Source organism: Opitutus sp. GAS368, assembly GCF_900104925.1.
Taxonomy (GTDB): Bacteria; Verrucomicrobiota; Verrucomicrobiia; order Opitutales; family Opitutaceae; genus Lacunisphaera.
The window spans coordinates 1,845,891-1,861,427 of record NZ_LT629735.1 but is presented as its reverse complement, the minus strand read 5'-3'; the positions used below and the strand labels follow the sequence as shown (position 1 = coordinate 1,861,427).

The 15,537-nt window shown below is 67.8% G+C and carries 16 protein-coding genes; 7 read left to right on the top strand and 9 right to left on the bottom strand.

The features are described 5' to 3' along the window. Positions 1–58 precede the first annotated feature (58 nt). The 4 genes from BLU29_RS07990 to BLU29_RS07975 all read right to left on the bottom strand — a co-directional run bounded on the left by BLU29_RS07990 (position 59) and on the right by BLU29_RS07975 (position 2,988). Positions 59–565, bottom strand: coding sequence for a hypothetical protein (locus BLU29_RS07990; RefSeq protein ID WP_091056513.1), 507 nt, complete (start codon positions 563–565; stop codon positions 59–61). 97 nt (positions 566–662) lie between these two features. Beyond that, positions 663–1,445 (bottom strand): LytTR family DNA-binding domain-containing protein, encoded by a 783-nt coding sequence (locus tag BLU29_RS07985; RefSeq protein WP_091056512.1) that lies wholly within the window; start codon positions 1,443–1,445, stop codon positions 663–665. Between the two features lie 11 nt (positions 1,446–1,456). Beyond that, entirely contained in the window at positions 1,457–2,560 is a 1,104-nt protein-coding gene (locus tag BLU29_RS07980; RefSeq protein ID WP_091056510.1) for a histidine kinase, read from the bottom strand. Between the two features lie 155 nt (positions 2,561–2,715). Beyond that, positions 2,716–2,988, bottom strand: a complete 273-nt coding sequence (locus tag BLU29_RS07975; protein WP_091056508.1) for a zinc ribbon domain-containing protein — start codon at positions 2,986–2,988, stop codon at positions 2,716–2,718. Between the two features lie 172 nt (positions 2,989–3,160). Here BLU29_RS07975 and BLU29_RS07970 point away from each other — a divergent pair, with 172 nt between their 5' ends. The 4 genes from BLU29_RS07970 to BLU29_RS18515 all read left to right on the top strand — a co-directional run bounded on the left by BLU29_RS07970 (position 3,161) and on the right by BLU29_RS18515 (position 6,651). Then, a complete protein-coding gene (locus BLU29_RS07970) occupies positions 3,161–3,484 on the top strand; it encodes a pyrimidine/purine nucleoside phosphorylase (RefSeq protein ID WP_091056507.1) in 324 nt (107 codons plus the stop codon). Between the two features lie 128 nt (positions 3,485–3,612). Continuing rightward, the gene (locus BLU29_RS07965; RefSeq protein ID WP_157693710.1) at positions 3,613–4,764 is read left to right on the top strand and encodes a peptidylprolyl isomerase; all 1,152 of its coding nucleotides are present in this window, start codon (positions 3,613–3,615) and stop codon (positions 4,762–4,764) included. Then, positions 4,761–6,125 carry an amidohydrolase gene (locus BLU29_RS07960; RefSeq protein ID WP_091056503.1) on the top strand — a complete coding sequence of 455 codons (1,365 nt, stop codon included), beginning with the start codon at positions 4,761–4,763 and terminating at the stop codon, positions 6,123–6,125. The genes BLU29_RS07965 and BLU29_RS07960 overlap by 4 nt, the downstream gene beginning before the upstream one ends. A gap of 4 nt (positions 6,126–6,129) precedes the next feature. Further along, positions 6,130–6,651: an FKBP-type peptidyl-prolyl cis-trans isomerase gene (locus BLU29_RS18515; RefSeq protein WP_091056502.1), complete on the top strand. Its 522-nt coding sequence runs from the start codon at positions 6,130–6,132 to the stop codon at positions 6,649–6,651. A gap of 172 nt (positions 6,652–6,823) precedes the next feature. On the opposite strand, the gene BLU29_RS07950 is transcribed toward BLU29_RS18515, so the two are convergent. Next, positions 6,824–7,594: a SprT family zinc-dependent metalloprotease gene (locus BLU29_RS07950; RefSeq protein ID WP_231962334.1), complete on the bottom strand. Its 771-nt coding sequence runs from the start codon at positions 7,592–7,594 to the stop codon at positions 6,824–6,826. 254 nt (positions 7,595–7,848) lie between these two features. Here BLU29_RS07950 and BLU29_RS07945 point away from each other — a divergent pair, with 254 nt between their 5' ends. Further along, a complete protein-coding gene (locus tag BLU29_RS07945) occupies positions 7,849–8,301 on the top strand; it encodes a hypothetical protein (protein WP_343125159.1) in 453 nt (150 codons plus the stop codon). Continuing rightward, a complete protein-coding gene (locus tag BLU29_RS07940; protein WP_091056497.1) occupies positions 8,298–9,098 on the top strand; it encodes a hypothetical protein in 801 nt (266 codons plus the stop codon). The genes BLU29_RS07945 and BLU29_RS07940 overlap by 4 nt, the downstream gene beginning before the upstream one ends. Before the next feature lie 7 nt (positions 9,099–9,105). On the opposite strand, the gene BLU29_RS07935 is transcribed toward BLU29_RS07940, so the two are convergent. The 4 genes from BLU29_RS07935 to BLU29_RS07920 all read right to left on the bottom strand — a co-directional run bounded on the left by BLU29_RS07935 (position 9,106) and on the right by BLU29_RS07920 (position 14,116). Then, positions 9,106–9,546: a metallophosphoesterase family protein gene (locus BLU29_RS07935; protein WP_091056496.1), complete on the bottom strand. Its 441-nt coding sequence runs from the start codon at positions 9,544–9,546 to the stop codon at positions 9,106–9,108. 163 nt (positions 9,547–9,709) lie between these two features. After that, the gene (locus BLU29_RS07930) at positions 9,710–11,761 is read right to left on the bottom strand and encodes a carbon starvation CstA family protein (protein ID WP_091056494.1); all 2,052 of its coding nucleotides are present in this window, start codon (positions 11,759–11,761) and stop codon (positions 9,710–9,712) included. A gap of 157 nt (positions 11,762–11,918) precedes the next feature. Continuing rightward, the gene (locus BLU29_RS07925) at positions 11,919–13,028 is read right to left on the bottom strand and encodes a Gfo/Idh/MocA family oxidoreductase (protein WP_091056493.1); all 1,110 of its coding nucleotides are present in this window, start codon (positions 13,026–13,028) and stop codon (positions 11,919–11,921) included. A 5-nt stretch (positions 13,029–13,033) separates the two neighbouring features. Beyond that, complete coding sequence (locus BLU29_RS07920; RefSeq protein WP_091056491.1) at positions 13,034–14,116, bottom strand: Gfo/Idh/MocA family oxidoreductase; 1,083 nt, start codon at positions 14,114–14,116, stop codon at positions 13,034–13,036. Between the two features lie 169 nt (positions 14,117–14,285). Here BLU29_RS07920 and BLU29_RS07915 point away from each other — a divergent pair, with 169 nt between their 5' ends. Beyond that, positions 14,286–15,533, top strand: a complete 1,248-nt coding sequence (locus tag BLU29_RS07915) for a redoxin domain-containing protein (protein WP_091056490.1) — start codon at positions 14,286–14,288, stop codon at positions 15,531–15,533. Positions 15,534–15,537: the final 4 nt, after the last annotated feature.

The following is a 15,537-nucleotide window of genomic DNA, read 5'->3' as shown; positions in this document are numbered from 1 at the left end:
GCGCCAGTCCCGGTCCATCAGCCCGGCCAGAGACCGGGCACCACCTTGGGCAATGCCGTCAGCGCGACCACCGCCGCACCGCGAGTGAGATCGCCAGCCCGACGCACGTCAGATGGATGCAGAACTGGCCCCACGCCAGCCGCGGGACGAAGGGTTTCGTGTCGGGGATATACAGGCCGCGGAACTGCGCGAGCAGCGGCAGCACGGCCAGGTTCATGGCCAGGTAGACCAACGCGCCGAAAAGCAACCCGCTAAGCACCGCCTGGTCGCGGAGAAACCGCAGGCGCCGGCTGAGCCGGTAGAAGACGACCGTCCACGAGAAGGCCACGCCGAAGTGCAGGCCCAGGCCGAACGCCTTGACGCCCCACCCGCCCGCGAGGGCGGCGGCCCCGAACAACCCGCTGGCGACGACCTGCAGCACGCGCCCCGGCGTCAGACCGGCGTTGAACCACGCGGTGAGGAAGGCTCCGTTGATGTCGAGCACGCCGCAGATGAGACCGCCGGCCACGATGGCCCGCCAAGCCGGGGGTGCTGTTTGGGCGGTCGCGGCCGTCGGGTGGTTCATGGGCGCAAGGGGAGCCTGCCGGGACGCGGCCGGGGTTCAATCCGGCATCGGCGACCGCGACCGCGGGCAAGGCAAACGCCGCGTTTTCCGCCGTGACTCACTTCAAACGGTCCAGCACGGCGCGGTAGCTCGGGCCGATGGTCAGCTTGGTGCCGTCGTCAAGTTCCATGCCGCGACTGCGCGCCATCATCGGCACCACCCGGCGCACGCCGGACAGGTTGACGATGGTGGACTTGTGAATGCGGACGAACTGCCCCGGGTCGAGCGCCTCGTCGATCTTGTTCATCGTCATGCGCACGAGCAGCCGGCCACGATCCTTGAGGTGGATCTTCACGAAGTCCCCCTGCCCCTCCACCCAGCGGATGTCGCGCTGGTTGAGGAAGTGCAGCTGGCCGTCGGCCTTCACCACCAGGCGGGCGTGCTCGTTGGCCGGCGGCGCGGCGACCCCGCCGGCCGACTGGAAGTGCGCCAGCAGCGCGCGCAGCGTCTGCTCCGCGGAGCTGAGGTGTCCATCGTGCAACCGCTGCTTGGCGCGCTCGACCGCCGCCGCGAAACGCGTGTCGGTGAACGGCTTCACCAGGTAGTCCACGGCGTGCAGGTTGAAGGCGGTGAGGGCGTGGTTGTCGTAGGCCGTGACAAAGATGATCTCCGGCCGGCCGGCCGGGGGCAGCTGCTCGATCATCTCGAGGCCGGTGAGCATCGGCATCTGCACGTCCAGGAAGATGAGCTGCGGGCGCAGCCGGCGGATGAGCTCGAGCGCCTGCTCGCCGTCGGCGGCCTCGCCCACGACTTCGAGGGCGTGGTCCTTTTCCAGCAGGCCGCGCAGGGCGCGACGCGCGGGCTTTTCGTCGTCAATGATGAGGGTCTTGATGCGGTCCATAGGAAAAGGGGTCAGGCTGCGGGCGCCGGGTGCCACGGCAGCTCGAGGGTGATGACGGTGCCGTCGGGTCCGTTGATCGCGCAGTCCAGCCGGTGGTGGGGGCCGAACGTGCGCTCCAGCCGGGTGCGGGTGGCGCTCAGGCCGATGCCGTGGCTCTCCCCCTCGCGAACGTGGTGGCCGCCCTCGGCCGGGTCGTTGGCCACCTGCAGGCGCAGCCGGCCGCCGGCGCGCCGGGCGGTGACGGAGACGCGCCCCGGCGTGCGGCGCTGGGCGATGCCGTGCTTCACGGCGTTCTCCACCAGCGGCTGGAGGATCAGCGTGGGCACGAGGGCGTTGAGGCACTCCTCGTCGGCGTCGAAGTGCGGCACGAGCTTGTCCTCGAAACGCACCTGCTCGACCGAAAGGTAGCACTGGGCGTAGTCGAACTCCCGCCAGAGCTCGATCTCGGGCCGGCCGGCGTGGTTCATCAGCTGGCGGAGCAGCGTGGAGAGGAGCGCGAGCGCCTCGACGGCCTTGGCCGACTCGCCCTCGCGCATGAGCGCGGCGACGGCGTTGAGCGAGTTGAAGAGGAAATGCGGCTGCACCTGCTGTTTGAGCGCGGCCAGCTCGGCCTGGGCCAGCTGGGTGCGCAGCCGCTCCTCGCGCAACTCTACCTGGCGCTTCTGCCAGTTGACGTCCGTCACATACGCCACGAGCAGCACCGCCCAGTAGATGTAAAAGTCGATCAGGGTGTAGACGCTGAGCTGGCTGTAGACCGACTTGAGCGAGAGGTATTCCAGCTTCCAGTAGCCAAAGCTGATTTCGATCGCCCAGATGCGCACCACGTTGCCCACCGCCAGGACGGTCAGCGCCCCGAGGAAGTGCAGCGCACCGATGACGGCGACGCTCTGGTGGCGGCGGTTGAGGTCGCGCCGCAACCGAAAGATGAGTGGGGTCAGCAGCGCCCAGAGCCAGGCCCGATACATTTGCGCCACCCAGGTGTAGGCGTGCTCGGTCAAGGTGAAGGCACGGCCGTCCGCCGCCGTCGTGACATACGATTGCAGGATCAGCAAGAAGCCCAGCGCGGTCCACAGACCGAGGACGACGCGCCAGTTGAGCCGGCGGGTTTCAGGCATGGTGCAGGGTTAAGCCGCCGTTCCCGACAAAAGCAAGCACCCGCCCGTCGCGCCGTGCCGCGCCACCGACGCGATTGCAGGGTTCGCCGTGGAATCGCGCCATTCGTCGTGGGCCACGCCGCGGTGGACGATTTTCCCGCCCGCCTGCCTTCGCGTCAGCTCCGCGGCCCCGGCGGGCGGGTCCAGCGCTCGAGCTTGGGGACATTCCGGGCCAAGAACTTCGCGAGGAAACCCGGCAAGCCCATCTCGCGCATCTTGCCCACGACGCGCTCCTGCATCTGGGCCGCGGTGATGTCCGGCGGCGTGAATTCGCCCATCGAGTAGCACTGCGCGCAGTATTTGAGCGACAGGCTGCCGTTCAAGTTTGTGCCGCGATCGACCGCTTTCTTGATCGGCTTGCCGCAACTCTGGCAGGTGGATGGGTTCATGGGGACGCCTTCATGGATAAATAACGGTTGTCTCCCGGCTTGGGATGGAAAACCAACGGGCGGCCCGGGATTCACGATGTATTGCCGCCGGCCCGGGGGAAAGCCCTTAAATTCCTGTCATGTTTGCCCCGGTGGATTGACTCGACCCGGGCCGCGCCGCCAAAGTCTGCCCATGTCCCTGCCCGCCCAGTTCGCCGGCGTTACCGTCCACACCAAGGCCAATGTCTACTTCGACGGCCGGGTCGTCAGCCATACCGTGTTGATGCCCGACGGCGCCAAGAAAACCCTCGGGCTCATCTACCCCGGCAACTATCATTTCGGCACCGGCGCGCCCGAGCGGATGGAGATCGTGGCCGGCGCCTGCCGCGTCACCCTCGACGGCTCGACCGCCGCCAAGGACTACCCCACCGGCACCTTTTTCGACGTCCCGGGCAAGAGCGGCTTCACCATCGAGGTGAAGAGCGGCCTGTGCGAATACATCTGCTCCTTCCTGTGATTGTATAGGTGGGACGCGGCCTCTGGACGCGTTTTTCCCAGCGCACATCCCGAAAGCGCGTCCGAAGGCCGCGCTCCACCTTTCGCAAACGGGCTGGCGTGGCCGGCGAGCGGCGCTATGTTCGCGCCATGCGTTCATTCAAGCCGATGGTTTTGCTGGCCGCGCTGGGGTTCGCCTCCGCCCTCGCCACGGAAAAACTGGCCGACGGCCTCTACGCCGAGTTCACCACGCCGCGCGGGGTTTTTGTCACCGAGCTGCATTACCGCCAGGTGCCGCTCACCGTCGCCAGCTTCGTCGGCCTCGCCGAGGGCACCCTTGCCCCGCGCGACGGGAAACCGTTCTTCACCGGCCTGACCTGGTATCGCGTCGTGCCGGGCTTCGTCATCCAAAGCGGCAACCCCGGCCTCAAGGACACCGGCGACACCCCCGTGCCCTACACCTTCAACGACGAGTTCGTGCCCGGCCTGCATAATCGTGAGATCGGCACGCTCTCCATGGCCAACGCCGGCCCCGACACCAACGGCTGCGAGTTTTTCGTCACCCTCGGCGACTGCACCCGCCTCAATTACCTGCACACCGTCTTCGGCCGCACCATCCAGGGCCTCGAGGTGCTGCCGTTGATCCAGCCCAACGACGCCTTTACGATCAAGATCCTCCGCCTCGGCGCCGAGGCCAAGGCCTTCAAGGCCGATCCGGAAACCTTCAAGGCCCTCGCCGCCAAGGTCGCGCCCTATGCCGGCGCCGCCGAGCCCGGCCTCGCGGCGCATTTCGACGACCCCTCGCAATTGCTGCCGCACCCGATGGAATCCCAGCCGGACGTGCCGCCGCGCGCCAAGAATTTCAACTTCAAGCTGGCCAACTTCGAGCGCGCCACCGGCGTGCGCGTCGTGGGCCGCCTTTTCGCCAAGTCGCCCGCCGCCGCCGAGGATGCCGTGCCCGGCGCCTACATGCACGCGCTGGCCCGGAAACTCGGCGTGGACAAACACGGCGCGCTCGCCGCCTATTTCGCCGACGAGAAGGACTGGCGCGTGTGGCTCAGCGACGCGGCAGCCGATACTTTCCTCGGTCACCACGCCACCGCCGCCGATCTGGCGCCGGAGGGCCCGCTGCATGTGATCAAGACCGCCTTCATCGATGCCGCCGTGGCCGAGGGTGACGCCGCTTTCGCCCGGCAGCAGCAGGCCGCCCCGGCCGATCAGCAACCGCCACCCGCCCAACATTTGAAACTCCAGACCGATGCCATCCTCGACGGCCTCATCCTCAAACTCGAACCCAAATGAAATCCCGCATCTCCTTTTTTGCCCCCTGTTTTCTGTCCTCCGTCCTCTGGGCCCAGGCCGCGGACCTGTCCCCGGTAGCCTTGGCAAAGGGGGACGGCATCCGCGATTTCGTCAGCAACAAGGTCGCCGCCGACTACCCGAAACTCGAAGCCCTCTACACCGACCTGCACCTCCACCCCGAGCTTTCGCTGATGGAGGAGAAGACCGCGGCCAAGGTGGCGACCGAGCTGCGCGCGGCCGGCTACGAGGTCACCGAGAAATTCGGCGGTACCGGCGTGGTCGGCCTGCTCAAAAACGGGCCCGGCCCAACCCTGCTCATCCGCACCGACCTCGACGGCCTCCCGGTGCTTGAGGAAACCGGCCTGCCCTACGCGAGCAAGGACCGGGTCACCAATCTCGCCGGCCAGGACGTGCCGGTCATGCAGGCCTGCGGCCATGACATCCACATGACCATCTTCACCGGCACCGCCCGGATGCTCGCCGCCATGAAGGACAAATGGTCCGGCACGGTGCTTTTTGTCGGCCAGCCCGCCGAGGAGGTCGGCGCCGGCGCCCGCAACCTGCTTGCCGCCGGCCTGTATCGGAAATTCCCCGTGCCGGACTTCGCCATCGCCGTCCATGACAGCGCGACCCTGCCCGCGGGCACCGTCGGCACCATCGAGGGCTTCGGCTGGGCCAACGTCGACTCGGTCGACATCACCGTGCGCGGCCGTGGCGGCCACGGCGCCTATCCGCACACCACCATCGACCCCGTCGTGCTCGCCGCCCGCATCGTGGTGGCGTTGCAGACCATTGTCAGCCGCGAGACGCGCCCGGTGGAACCGGCCGTCGTCACCGTCGGCTCCATCCACGGCGGCACCAAGCACAACATCATCCCCAACGAAGTGAAACTGCAGCTCACCTGCCGCTCCTATTCGGACAACGTCCGCCAGCACACCCTCGCCGCCATCAAGCGCATCTGCCGCGGCGAGGCCATCGCGGCCGGCGTGCCCGACGACCTCATGCCGATTGTTATCACGAAGGAGGATGAATTTACGCCCGCGACCTACAACGACCCGGTCCTGACCCGCCGGATCCGCGGGGCTTTGGTGCAGTGGCTCGGAGCGGACAACGTGAAGACCATCGACGCCGAGATGGGCGGCGAGGACTTCAGCCAGTTTGCCCGCACCGTCGATAAAGTGCCGATCAGCATGTTCCGCGTCGGGGCCGTCGACCCGGCCAAATACGCGGAGAGCCTGCGCACCGGTGAACCGCTCCCCTCGCTGCACTCGAGCAAGTTCGCCCCGCTGCCGGAGCCCACGATCAAGACCGGCGTCACCGCGCTCACCGCCTCCGCCCTGGAACTGCTTGCGAAAAAATAATCCCATGCGCCAGTTCGGCATCCTGCTCATCCTCGGCCTCGTGCTCGCGTTCATCGCGTTCCAGGCCCGCACCGGCATCTTCCGGCGCGCCAACCCCGGCGAGCCCGCCAACAAATACATGCGGCAGATCATGGAAAATCCCCAGCTGAGCGAGGCCGACGCCGCGATCCTGCGCGAGCGCTACGGCAACGCGCACCTGAATCCCTCCGGGTTGCGCTACATCGAGCGCCACCCCGGGACCGGGCCGACCCCGGCCACCGGCAGCGAGGTCGTCGTGCATTACGACGGCTACCTGCTCGACGGGATGAAATTCGACAGCTCGCGCGACCGCGGCACCCCCTATGTCTTCCGTGTCGGCACGGGCAGCGTCATCAAGGGCTGGGACGAAGCCGTGGCCGCCATGAAGCCGGGCGAGAAGCGCACGCTCATCATTCCCTGGTGGCTCGCCTACGGCACGGCGGGCAAGAGTCCGATCCCGCCCAAGGCCACGCTCGTCTTCGAGGTGGAGCTGCTGGAAATCCGGTAGCGCCCGGTCCTGTCGTCCGGCCGCAAACCGCCCGATCAATGTCAACCAATAGTATACTTAAACCTCGGGCTTGAGCCGAAAACGACCGCCAGCTTAAGTATACTATTAGTTGACATTGATCGGGCGGGAAACCCGGACGGTTTCTCGCCTTGTTTGCCAGTGGCGGCCGGCGCTACAGTCCGAGCAGGCTGCCGTTGCGCTTGAGCCACCGCTCGGCGTCGCGCCACCACGGGCAGACCGCCTCGACCCGCGCCCAGAAGCGGTCGGAGTGGTTCATCTCCCGCAGGTGCATCAGCTCGTGGTAAAGGATGTAGTCGCGCACGGTGTCGGGGGTCTGCACGAGCCGCCAGTTGAGGGAGATGGTGCCGCCCGCCGAGCACGAGCCCCAGCGCGAACGCTGGTTGCGCACGGTCACGTGTTTTACGTCGGCCCCGGTCTCGGCCGCCAGCTCCCAGGTGCGCGCGGGGAGCTCGATCTTGGCCCGGCGCGCGAAGTGCGCCTCCAGCGTCGGCCGCAGGTCGCCTTCGAACGACGCCACGCGGAAAATATCCGCGGCGAGGCACACGGTCGGTTTGCCCGGAAATCCCGCGGAGCGCGGAGTTTCCGGGACAAACACCGGGCCGGCGGCAGCCGGCAACGGTGCCGTCGCCCGGCGGATCTCGGTCATTTCCCCGCGCCACAGCACGTGGGTGCCGAGGGTCCAGACCTCCGCCCCCCGCGGCTTGAGCGCGTGGCGCGCGCGCGCCCGCTCGAGCCAGTCGCGGTGTTGCTCGACAAAAACCCTGGCCTCCCGCTCCGAGCCCCGGGCGGGCACCGTGGCCACCGCCACCCCGTCGCGGCGCAGTGTCAGCCGGTAATGCCGGGCGCGCAGGCTCCGGACAAACACCAGGTCGGGCTGGGCCGGGGTCCTCGTTTCGAAAAATTCCTGCTGGTCGCCGCTCACGTGGCACAGGGCTAAACGGGCCCGGGACCCGAGGCCAGCCGGCAATTGCGCCCTTGTTCCATCGGTCCGGCGGCTTTTTTTTGCGGGTCGGCATCGAAAATCTCTTGAAAGAACCCGCCCGTGCAAGCTGTTTCAGCCTGAATGCTTGCACCCGTGATAAATACCGGTAGCCTGCCGGCCTGTTAATCAACTGAATGTCGCAAGGTCCGCACATCCCCCCTTTGGTTCTCCGTCGGTCTAGGGCTTTCACCTTGGTGGAAATCATGGTGGTCGTCGTGATCATCGGCCTGCTCGCGGCCGCTTCCCTGCCCGCCTACCGGCTGATCACGCTCCGTTCCAAGGCGGCCAGCGTCGTCAATGACCTGCGCACCTTTTCGACGGTCTTCATCGCCTACAGCATCCAGAACGGCCGCTACCCCGATGATGGCGACCCGCAGGTCGTCCCGCCCCAGGTGGCCGGCCAGCTGCCCGGCAATTTCAGCCAGCGGACCCCTATCGGCGGCGTCTACAAGTGGAATTTTGACACCCCTGCCGACGGCATCCCCGCCAAGGCCGCCATCATCATCCAGGCGGCGCCCGGCAATCCGATCCTGGACGACCTCGACCAGCTCGAGGCGATCGACAAGCAGATGGACGACGGCAACCTCACCACGGGCAACCTCCAGCTCGGTTCGACCAATTCGCTGGTGTTCATCATCGAGAAATGAGCGTCACCTACCGCATCACCCTGGTCCAGCTCAAGCCCGACGCCGGCGGCGTCGGCAGCGCCAGCGACAAGATCGAGCATGGCACGCACCCGGTCGAGGAAATCGTCCGGCTGGCCGGCAAACTCCTCGTCCTCGACCTCTCGAGCACCAAGGCCGAGCCCGGCATCATCGTCCAGCGCGGCGACAAGGGCTGGCGCATCGGGGTCCACCAGGGCCGCCTGCGCATGCACAAGAGCATGTCGCTCTTCGACGATTTCTGGACCGCCGATGATCCGGCCGCCCTGACCGAGCTCCCGCCGTTCCAGGTCGGCGCCGGTGCGCCCCAGCGCACCGCCTCGACCGCCGCGGCCCCGTCGCGCCACGGCGCCGTGCGCACCGTGATCGAGGCCGTCGGCCTCTTCGCCGCCGCCCTCGTGCTGGTGGCCGTCGGCCTGCGCTTCGGCCTGCCGCAACGCCACCTGAGCGACCTGCCGCCCGGGGTTGCCATCGTCACGGCCTCCGACGAGCGGGACACGATTTTCAAGACCGTGGCCGGCGTCTACTCCACCGACCGGAAGCCGGGCAGCCAGCTGGTCATCATCACGCCCGACGGCCAGGTTTCGGTCGGCACCATCGGCAAGGACGGCAAGGCCACCAAGCCCCGCTTGCAGGAGCAGGCCCGCGCCGGTCGCCAGGGCAGCGTCGCCTGCGTCGTCACCTCCTTCGGCGTCATCGCCGGCATCGCACCCCCGGACGAGGTCATGTTCGGCCGGTTCGCCTGGAAGAAGGCGCCCGCCTCGGTCACCGCGGTCAACTGACCGCGGCTCACAGCAGCTCCAGCCGCCAGTCCGGCGGCGTGCCTTTCTTCAGGATCAGCCAGCCGAAGCTCGCCCGGGCCCCGCGGTTTGGCCGCGTGATGCAGCCTGGATTCAGCCAGCGCACGCCGCGGGCATCGGTCTCGTCCCGCGGCACGTGCGTGTGGCCGTGCAGCAGCAGATGCACGCCCGCCGGTGCGCGGGGCGGCGGGATGTGCACGAGGTGACACTTCACCCCGGCCCGTTCGAGGCGCCGTTCCAGCGGCCAGAGGTTGTGCCATTCGTTGTTGCCGAGCACCGCGAACAGCGGTTTCCCCAGCGCCTCAAATTCCGCGAGCGTCTCCGGCTCGCACACGTCACCGAGGTGCCAGATCTCGTCGGCGGCCGCGAGTCGCGCCGGCAGGTCCGGGGGATACCGGTCGTGCGTGTCGGCGATGACCGCGATGCGCATCGGCGGTCAGCGCACGGCCGCGGCGAAGGCGGCAAGGACGAAGGGAGACATGCCCGGCAGCGTGCGGTTTTCCGTCTGCGCGGCAACCCTGTAGCGGCGGTCTATGACCGCCGATGAACGCGGCATGGTCAGCGTCGGCGGTCATAGACCGCCGCTACAGAATCTACTTGGCCGAAGGGACACCCACCAAGGGTACGTAGGGCTCCTCGTGCAGGTCGGCGGTGCGCCGGCCGGCGAGCAGCTGCCACCACACCCGGGCGCACGCGAGCACAACCAGCACGACGCAGGCGAGGAACACCGCGGTGATCGCTGCGTTGACCTGGGCGTTGAAAATCTGCCGCGCCAGGGCCGCGGACTCCGCCGGGACCGCCCCCGGCAGTTTCTGCGCGAGGCTCGCGGCTTGCGCGAGGAAACCGAGCCGGGGATTCGCGCTGAAGATGAGCATCAGCCCCGCGGTCAGCGTCACGACCAGCAGCCACGCCAGCGGCACGAGCGTAACCCAGGCATGGCGCGCGCGCCCCATCTTGATCAGCACGGTGGTGCCGAGCGCCAGCGCGATGACCGCGAGCAGCTGGTTGGCCACGCCGAAGATCGGCCAGAGCGAACGGATGCCCCCGAGCGGATCGATCACCCCCTGGTAGAGGAACCAGCCCCAGCCTGAGACGAAGAGCAGCGTGGCGGCGAAATTGCCCGCGGCCGACGTCGTGTGGCCGAGCGGTTTCCAGACATAGCTCAACAGGTCCTGCATCAGGAAGCGCCCCACCCGCGTGCCGGCGTCGATCGCTGTGAGGATGAACAACGCCTCGAACATGATCGCGAAGTGATACCAGAGCGCCGTGGCCGCCCGCCCGCCGAGCACGCCGGCGAACATCTGCGCCATGCCGAGCGCGAACGTCGGCGCACCGCCGGCGCGGCCGATCATGGTCTTCTCCCCCACGCTCGCGGCCAGATCGGCCATCTGCGTCTCCGTCACGGGGAACCCGAGCGCGGTGACGTTCGCCGTGACCGCCGCGGCCGGGCCCGTGAGATTGACGGCGAAATATTCGCCGGGCTGCATCGCGCACGCGGCGATGAGCGCCATGATGCCGACGCACATCTCCGTGATCATCGCGCCGTAGCCGACCACCCGGATGTGGTTCTCGTTTGCGATCAGCTTGGGCGTCGTGCCCGACGCGATGAGCGAGTGGAAGCCCGAGACGGCCGCGCAGGCGATGGTGATGAAGCAGAACGGGAACACCGGGCCCGGCAGGATCGGGCCGTTGCCGTGGATGAACTGGGTCAGCGCCGGCATTTTGAGCACCGGCGCGAGCCAGACGATGGCCAGGCCGAGCAGCGCCACCGTGCCGATCTTCATGAAGGTGCTCAGGTAGTCGCGGGGCGCGAGCAGCAGCCAGACCGGCAGGACCGCCGCCACCACGCCGTAGCCCATGAGCCACCACGACAGCGCGGGGCGCGACAGCGTGAGCCACGATTCCAGCGCCGTGCCCGGCAGATACCGGCCGCCCCACACCGCGGCGAGCAGGGCGACGACGCCGAACGCGCTGATCCAGCCCAGGCGCGACGAACCGTGGCCGCCGCGCATCATCAGGCCCATGGCCACCGCGATGGGCACGGTGGCCGCGATGGTGAACAGGCCCCACGGGCTCTCCGCCAGCGCGTTGACCACGACCAGCGCGAGCACCGCGAGCAGGATGGTCATGATGGCGACGATGCTCACCATCGCGACGAGCCCGGCGAACGGCCCGACCTCGTCGCGCACCATCTGGCCGAGCGATTTCCCGCGCCGGCGCACCGAGCAGAACATGATGACACTGTCGTGCACCGCGCCACCCAGCGTCGCGCCGACCAGGATCCAAAGCATGCCCGGCAGAAACCCGAATTGCGCCGCCAGCACCGGCCCGACCAGCGGCCCCGGCCCGGCGATGGCCGCGAAATGGTGCCCGAAGACGACCCACTTGTTGGTCGGCACGAAATCCTTCCCGTCCCCGTGCACCGCCGCCGGCGGCGCGCGCAGCTCGTCGAGCGTGAGCACCTTCGCCATGAGCCACGCGGAGTGAAAGCGGTAGGCCACCGCGAACACGCAGACCGCCGCGATCACCATCCACAACGCGCTGACCGGCTCGCCGCGCGCCAGCGCCAGCACGGCGATGGCCGCCACGCCGAGCACGACGACCAGGGTCCAGGTTCCAACCCGCAGCCAGGAGGGGAATTTCATGGGGTGAACAGGCCGACTAACTAGAGCCGGACGCCCCCGCATCCAAGCGTGAAATGGGCAACCCCTTCCTGTGCCCACCCTCGACCCGGCCGCTTGCGTTTCGCGTCCCGGGAGCTGACGTCAACCAATAGTTGATATCAGCCGGAAGCCCTCTGGATTATTTTTTCCGGACCTTGGATCCCGCGATCTTCCGTTTCAGCCACTTTTCGTAGAGGGCGGCGTCGAGGGGCAGGTCGACCGTCTTCTCCGTCCACGCGGACAGCAGCATGGCGTTGGCCAGCTCGAGCGAGTGGATGCCCTCGACCGCCGGGGCGATGAGCGGCACGCCGTCGAGGATCGCCGCGGTGAAGTTCGTCAGGATCTCGCTGTGCTGCCCGCCGTGGCCCAGGCCGAGGAGTTTTTCCTCGGTCGTGCCCGGCGCGAGGAACAGCTCGCGCGAGGTGCGGCTGAAGACGGAAGCGGGGGTCGCGTTGCGCACCAGCTGCAGCACGTCGTGCTCATAGACGATCCGGCCGCCGTCGGCCGCGATCTCCAGGCGGTTGATGCCGGGCGCCTCGCCGGTCGAGGCGGTGAACGTGGCATGCGCCCCGTCGGCGTATTCGAGGTAGGCGCTGACGTCGTCCTCGACCTCGATGTCGTGGTAGCGGCCGAAGTGGCAATGGGCCCGCACGCGCACCGGCATGCCGGCCAGCCATTGCAGCAGGTCCAGGTTGTGCACGCACTGGTTGAGCAGCAGGCCGCCGCCCTCGCCGGCCCAGGTGGCGCGCCAGCCGCCCGACTGGTAGTAGGCCTCGGGCCGGAACCAGTTCGTGATCGTCCAGTTGATGCGCTGCACCGCGCCGAAACTGCCGCCGCGGATCAGGTCGCGGATTTTCCGGAAATACGGGTCGGTGCGCTGGTTGAAGACGGCGCCGAACACCTGCTTCGGCCGGCGCTTCGCCGCCGCCACGACCTGCAGCGCCTCGGCCTTGTGCACCGCAAAGGGTTTTTCCAGCAGCACGTGCAGGCCGGCCTTCAGCGCCGCGAGCGCGAGCGAGGCGTGCGTCGGGTGCGGCGTCGCGATCAACACGGCGTCGACCAGCCCGGACTTCAGCAGCGCGGCCGGCTCGGCGAAGACTTTCACGCCAGACAGGCTGGGCTGGCGCGTCGGCGAACTCTCCGCCACGGCGGTCAGCGTAAGCCGCGGGATCTTGCCGTTGACCACCTGCGCCGCATGGCCGGCCCCCATGTTGCCGTATCCGATGAGACCGAGGCGGACCCGTTGCATGGCGGTCAGGGTGTGATCCGGCGCGCCACGGCCTGCGCCTTGAGGCAGAGCTCGGCGGCCTTGAACGCGTGGGCCTGCGACATGGCGGTCTCGGTGCGGTTCAGGCAGTCGAGGACGAACTCGCCGAAGAACCGGAAGCCGACCTTCCCGGCCACGTTGATGTGCTGTTCGCCCTTGTCGTCGACGAGGTAGAGGTTGTCGCCGGCCTTGTCGCGGGCGACGTCCACGTATTTGCGGAGCTCGATGTAACCCTTGGTGCCGAGGATCACGAGCCGGCCGTCGCCCCAGGTGCTGAGGCCCGGCGGCGTGAACCAGTCCACGCGGAAGTAGTGGCTCGCGCCGCTGTTGCCGAGCAGCGAGGCCTCGCCGAAGTCTTCGAACTCGGGCGTGTCCGCGTTGGCGAAGTTGCCGACGGCGGCGCTGCTCACCGTCGCGTCCGTCGAGCCGGTGAAATACAGGAACTGCTCGATCTGGTGGCTGCCGATGTCGCAGAGAATGCCGCCGAACTGGGCGCGGTTGTAGAACCACGCCGGGCGGTTGGCTTTGGGGCCGATGCGGTGCGGCCCGAGGCCGAGCACCTGGACAACCTTGCCGATGGCGCCGCCGTGGACGAGATCGCCGGCGTGCATGGCGCACTCCACGTGCAGCCGCTCGCTGTAGTAGACCATGTATTTGCGGCCGGTGGCCGCCGCGACGCCGCGGGCATTGTCCAGCTGGTCGAGCGTGGTGAAGGGCGTCTTGTCCGTGAAATAGTCCTTGCCGGCCTGCATGGTGCGGCAGCCGATGGCACCGCGCTCGTTCGGGATCGCGGCCGCGGCCACGAGCTTCACCGCCGGGTCGGCGAGGATCTCGTCGTAGGACCGCGCGACCTGGGTCCCGGGGTATTTCTCCAAGAAGGCCGCGACCTTCTTCGGGTCAGCGTCGTAGACCCACTTGAGCACGGCGCCGGCCTCGATCAGGCCGTTGCACTGGCCGTAGATGTGCCCGTGTTCTAGGAACGCCGCGGCGAAAAAGAATTCCCCGGGTTTCACCACTGGGCGGGGCTTGCCCTGCGGGGCATAGTTCATCCCATCGGACTTCTGGGGCATCCCGCTAAAAAGGCCTGACCGGCCGCGAACGCAACCCTTTGCGCGTTTTCGGGAGGGTCCGTGGCCGGAAAATCCACCGCCTGTCCCAATCTTTTGCCGTCGTGCTATTGTAGGGTATTACCCACCATGCCGCCTATCCGCGCTTTCCGTGCGGCCAACCCCTGCCCCGATGATCCGTCCACCCCGTCGTTTTCCCCTCCCGCTGGCCGCCTTGCTCGGCACGGCCGTCCTGCTCGCGGGCACGCCCGCCGCATTTGCCCAGGCCAAGAAAAAGCGCGACGCCTCCGGCCGCGTGGATCTCGCGAGCGAGCTGCCGGCGGATGCCCGCCAACTCGCCATCGGCGACGCCGCGCTGGATTTCTCTCTCAAGGGTGTGGACGGCCAAACCTACTCCCTGGCCGATTTCAAGGCCGCCCCCGTCCTGATGGTCGTGTTCCTGTCGAACCACTGCCCCTACTCGCACGCCGCCGAGACCCGCCTGCTGCCGCTCGCCCGTGAATTCCAAGGCCGGGGCCTCGCCGTCGTCGCCATCAATCCCAACAGCCCCCAGGGCGTCGCCATCACCGAGCTCGGCTACAGCAAATACAACGACAGCTACCCCGAGATGATTCTCTACGCCAAGGAGCAGGGTTTCCCCTTCCCTTACCTTTACGACGGCGACACGCAGCAGACGGCGAAAAACTACGGCTGCCTCGCCACCCCGCACGTCTTTCTCTTCGACCGGGCGCGCCGGCTCCGCTACGTCGGTCGCGTTGACGACTCGCGCTTCGCCAATCCGGCCACGGTCACTTCCTTCGACGCGCGCAACGCCGTCGTCGCGCTGCTGGCGGACAAACCGGTGCCTGTCGAAAAAACCCTCGTGGTCGGCTGCTCCACCAAGTGGAAGTCCAACAAGGCGGAAAACGCCCAGGCTGACGCGCGCTGGCAGCAGGAGCCCGTCGATCTCGCGCTGCTCGACGCCGCGGGGGTGGCGGCGCTGGCGAAAAACGACTCCAACCGCCTCCGCCTGATCAATGTCTGGGCCACCTGGTGCACGCCGTGTGTCGCGGAGTTCCCCGGCCTGGTTGCGCTCGCCCGCCAGCTCGGCAACCGCGATTTCGAACTGGTCACGCTCAGCCTGGATGATCCGAAGCAGCAGGCGGGGGCGAAGAAATTCCTCGAGCGGCAGCACGCCGCCCCGCCGGGCCGGCTCAAGCGCCTGCTGAAGGCCGAGGGCCGGGACGCCGTCAATTTTCTCTACACCGGAGCCAGCACCGGTGCGTTGGCCGCCGCGCTCGATCCGCAGTGGCCCGGACCGCTGCCGCACACCGTGGTCATCGCCCCGGGCGGGAAAATCATTTACCGCCATAACGGACCGCTGGACTTCGCCGAACTGCGCGCCGCCTTGATTAATGAACTGGGACCCTACTATAAATAAGACC

What these genes read in the sequence shown, in the direction of transcription:
- BLU29_RS07920 (WP_091056491.1), bottom strand. Translation starts at nt 14,116, where the DNA reads ATGCCCCAGAAGTCCGATGGGATGAACTATGCCCCGCAGGGCAAGCCC.
- BLU29_RS07975 (WP_091056508.1), bottom strand. Translation starts at nt 2,988, where the DNA reads ATGAACCCATCCACCTGCCAGAGTTGCGGCAAGCCGATCAAGAAAGCG.
- BLU29_RS07985 (WP_091056512.1), bottom strand. Translation starts at nt 1,445, where the DNA reads ATGGACCGCATCAAGACCCTCATCATTGACGACGAAAAGCCCGCGCGT.
- BLU29_RS07970 (WP_091056507.1), top strand. Translation starts at nt 3,161, where the DNA reads ATGTCCCTGCCCGCCCAGTTCGCCGGCGTTACCGTCCACACCAAGGCC.
- BLU29_RS07940 (WP_091056497.1), top strand. Translation starts at nt 8,298, where the DNA reads ATGAGCGTCACCTACCGCATCACCCTGGTCCAGCTCAAGCCCGACGCC.
- BLU29_RS07930 (WP_091056494.1), bottom strand. Translation starts at nt 11,761, where the DNA reads ATGAAATTCCCCTCCTGGCTGCGGGTTGGAACCTGGACCCTGGTCGTC.
- BLU29_RS07915 (WP_091056490.1), top strand. Translation starts at nt 14,286, where the DNA reads ATGATCCGTCCACCCCGTCGTTTTCCCCTCCCGCTGGCCGCCTTGCTC.
- BLU29_RS18515 (WP_091056502.1), top strand. Translation starts at nt 6,130, where the DNA reads ATGCGCCAGTTCGGCATCCTGCTCATCCTCGGCCTCGTGCTCGCGTTC.
- BLU29_RS07925 (WP_091056493.1), bottom strand. Translation starts at nt 13,028, where the DNA reads ATGCAACGGGTCCGCCTCGGTCTCATCGGATACGGCAACATGGGGGCC.
- BLU29_RS07960 (WP_091056503.1), top strand. Translation starts at nt 4,761, where the DNA reads ATGAAATCCCGCATCTCCTTTTTTGCCCCCTGTTTTCTGTCCTCCGTC.
- BLU29_RS07965 (WP_157693710.1), top strand. Translation starts at nt 3,613, where the DNA reads ATGCGTTCATTCAAGCCGATGGTTTTGCTGGCCGCGCTGGGGTTCGCC.
- BLU29_RS07990 (WP_091056513.1), bottom strand. Translation starts at nt 565, where the DNA reads ATGAACCACCCGACGGCCGCGACCGCCCAAACAGCACCCCCGGCTTGG.
- BLU29_RS07980 (WP_091056510.1), bottom strand. Translation starts at nt 2,560, where the DNA reads ATGCCTGAAACCCGCCGGCTCAACTGGCGCGTCGTCCTCGGTCTGTGG.
- BLU29_RS07935 (WP_091056496.1), bottom strand. Translation starts at nt 9,546, where the DNA reads ATGCGCATCGCGGTCATCGCCGACACGCACGACCGGTATCCCCCGGAC.